The sequence below is a fragment of the Ghiorsea bivora genome (assembly GCF_000744415.1).
Taxonomy (GTDB): domain Bacteria; phylum Pseudomonadota; class Zetaproteobacteria; order Mariprofundales; family Mariprofundaceae; genus Ghiorsea; species Ghiorsea bivora.
The window spans coordinates 1-2,528 of record NZ_JQLW01000003.1 but is presented as its reverse complement, the minus strand read 5'-3'; the positions used below and the strand labels follow the sequence as shown (position 1 = coordinate 2,528).

3 protein-coding genes and 4 tRNA genes are annotated in these 2,528 nt (G+C 42.4%); all 7 read right to left on the bottom strand.

What is annotated here, in order from left to right:
* Positions 1-761 (bottom strand): elongation factor Tu (locus DM09_RS00510; protein ID WP_038246662.1); only part of this gene is annotated, 761 nt, incomplete at its 3' end.
* Positions 762-818: 57 nt separating this feature from the next.
* Positions 819-893: transfer RNA gene (locus DM09_RS00505), tRNA-Thr, on the bottom strand.
* A gap of 31 nt (positions 894-924) precedes the next feature.
* A tRNA-Gly gene (locus DM09_RS00500) sits at positions 925-998 on the bottom strand.
* 29 nt (positions 999-1,027) lie between these two features.
* Positions 1,028-1,112 (bottom strand) — tRNA-Tyr (locus DM09_RS00495).
* Between the two features lie 71 nt (positions 1,113-1,183).
* Positions 1,184-1,259, bottom strand: a tRNA-Thr gene (locus tag DM09_RS00490).
* A 160-nt stretch (positions 1,260-1,419) separates the two neighbouring features.
* Complete coding sequence (locus DM09_RS00485; RefSeq protein WP_081881024.1) at positions 1,420-1,902, bottom strand: tellurite resistance TerB family protein; 483 nt, start codon at positions 1,900-1,902, stop codon at positions 1,420-1,422.
* A gap of 352 nt (positions 1,903-2,254) precedes the next feature.
* Entirely contained in the window at positions 2,255-2,419 is a 165-nt protein-coding gene (locus tag DM09_RS00480) for a hypothetical protein (protein ID WP_157753572.1), read from the bottom strand.
* Positions 2,420-2,528: the final 109 nt, after the last annotated feature.

The window sequence follows — 2,528 nt, the reverse complement described above, 5'->3', positions numbered from 1 at the left end:
GTTGTGTCACGAATACCAACGATTTCAATGTCGTCACCAACATTCAATACGCCTTGCTCAATACGACCTGTAACCACAGTACCACGACCAGAAATTGAAAACACATCTTCGATTGGCATCAAGAATGGTTTATCTACATCACGTTCTGGTGTTGGAATATATGAATCCACCGCTTCCATCAAACGGTGAATTGAAGGCGCACCAATTTCAGAAGTATCACCTTCCAAAGCTTTAAGCGCAGAACCCGTAACAACAGGAATGTCATCACCCGGGAAATCATAAGATTCAAGAAGCTCACGAACTTCCATTTCCACCAATTCAAGCAGCTCTTCGTCATCAACCATGTCTGCTTTGTTCAAATACACAACGATATGAGGCACGTTCACTTGTTTTGCCAACAAAACATGCTCACGTGTTTGTGGCATTGGACCATCTGCAGCCGATACAACAAGAATCGCACCATCCATTTGTGCAGCACCAGTAATCATGTTTTTAACATAGTCGGCATGGCCTGGGCAATCCACGTGTGCGTAATGACGAGCATCTGTTTCATATTCAACATGTGCAGTTGAAATGGTAATACCGCGCTCACGCTCTTCTGGTGCACCATCGATGTCAGCGTAGTCCTTAAACTCAGCCCCGCCACCTTCAGCCAATACTTTGGTGATAGCTGCTGTTAATGTGGTTTTACCGTGATCCACGTGACCAATGGTACCAATGTTCACATGCGGCTTGTTACGTTCAAACTTTTCCTTAGACATTTACTCTCTCCTACACATTACATTTAACTACAAACTTCACACATGGCTTGCAACCACTGGAGCCCAGGGCGGGAATTGAACCCGCGACCTCATCCTTACCAAGGATGTGCTCTACCCCTGAGCTACCTGGGCAATCAAGGCCACACCAACCTTACAACCAAACTGGAGCGGGTAGCGAGAATCGAACTCGCATCATCAGCTTGGAAGGCTGAGGTTCTACCATTGTACCATACCCGCAACCAAGAGGCCTAAACCCCTTTATAAAATGGTGGAGAGGGGTGGATTCGAACCACCGTAGGCGGAGCCAGCAGATTTACAGTCTGCCCCATTTAGCCACTCTGGAACCTCTCCCAACCTTACTAAACCGAAGTTTAGTAAAAATATGCGCAGCAGCTCAAGGCATACTGCGCATATCTTTGAACTGGAGCCGGCAACAGGAGTCGAACCCGTGACATCTTCATTACAAGTGAAGTGCTCTACCAACTGAGCTATGCCGGCCAATTCTCCATCGACCAAAACCGATGGACGGCGCACTATAATGACAAGATAACATAACGCAAGTGGTATTTTCTAATTTTATATTATGGTGAAATAAGTCAGTAATACAAGCTGCTTATCTACAGTTAATTATCTGTTGATTTGCATTGCAAAAGTACACTTAAACTTGTGTTGGATCTTGGTAACGCTGACTATGATTTAAATTGGGATAAAGCCGCTCTTGCTCGCTTTTTAACTCGCTTAACATTACAGGTGGCACACCAATCAAACCTGACAAGCGGTTGATATACTGCTCTTCCATAAAGTCTACATCACCATCGGCTAAAGCAATTGACCAGACTTTCTTTAAAATTTTCGCCCGTTCTTCAACGGAGAAACTTTTTTCTATTTGCGCCACAACTTTAGAAAAATGCAAATCATCACGGCCATTGTCCATCGCATCTTCAACCAATGCTTTCGATTCTTCTATACTAAGGTTATAGTTTTCATTGAGCAATCGAATAACTTCGCCATACTCAACATCGTCCACATTGCCATCCATCGCCATCATACCAACCATCAATTTGGTTACCGCCAATTTCAACTCAGGCTCTTCTGGACTCAATTCTTCTTGATTCCACCAGTTCTTCAATGTTTTAATCATAACACACCTCTTTGCATCCTTATTAAGCTTTAAACATGTCAATTAGAAAGCATAGACTATGCCAATTTTACCCCAACAATCTGGATATGACTGAACCAACGGTACTTATACGATAGATCTAACAATGCATGGTAGAAAGCATACTTGATGTTTTGAAGTGATATCCAACATAGTACCTATGCCGTTGCTATTACCAATCATTTCAAAACACACATCCTGCCAAACATGTTTGGTCATGTTTACAGTTAACCCAATATTATACCTACTACACCTACTTCAAAAATACGTGTTTAAGCCCCCATAATAGGTGAGCAATGCATATTAACAAATACATTGTAACTTGCTGCAATCATTAAATAAACTTGACCATAGGCACGTCAATGCCAAAGCATCCACCAGCGATGGAGACTCGCACATCAGTAGTACTAATAAACTCTAGTAACTTAGATTGGGACATACATTGAACAACTTTATCAACTTCAATAGGATTTAAGGTTATTGCATCATTTTGTCCCATTATCATCCCCCTCACGGTGTGTGTCAACATAGTTGCACCTTCATTGGTCACGCAGCATTGAGACAAGGCTCATTTTTTGCGCAAATTTCATTTTCAGGGTTAAGCCAAA

Bases quoted from the DNA above. Each gene is read 5' to 3' on its own strand.
- DM09_RS00480 (WP_157753572.1), bottom strand. From the start codon at position 2,419: ATGGGACAAAATGATGCAATAACCTTAAATCCTATTGAAGTTGATAAA.
- DM09_RS00485 (WP_081881024.1), bottom strand. From the start codon at position 1,902: ATGATTAAAACATTGAAGAACTGGTGGAATCAAGAAGAATTGAGTCCA.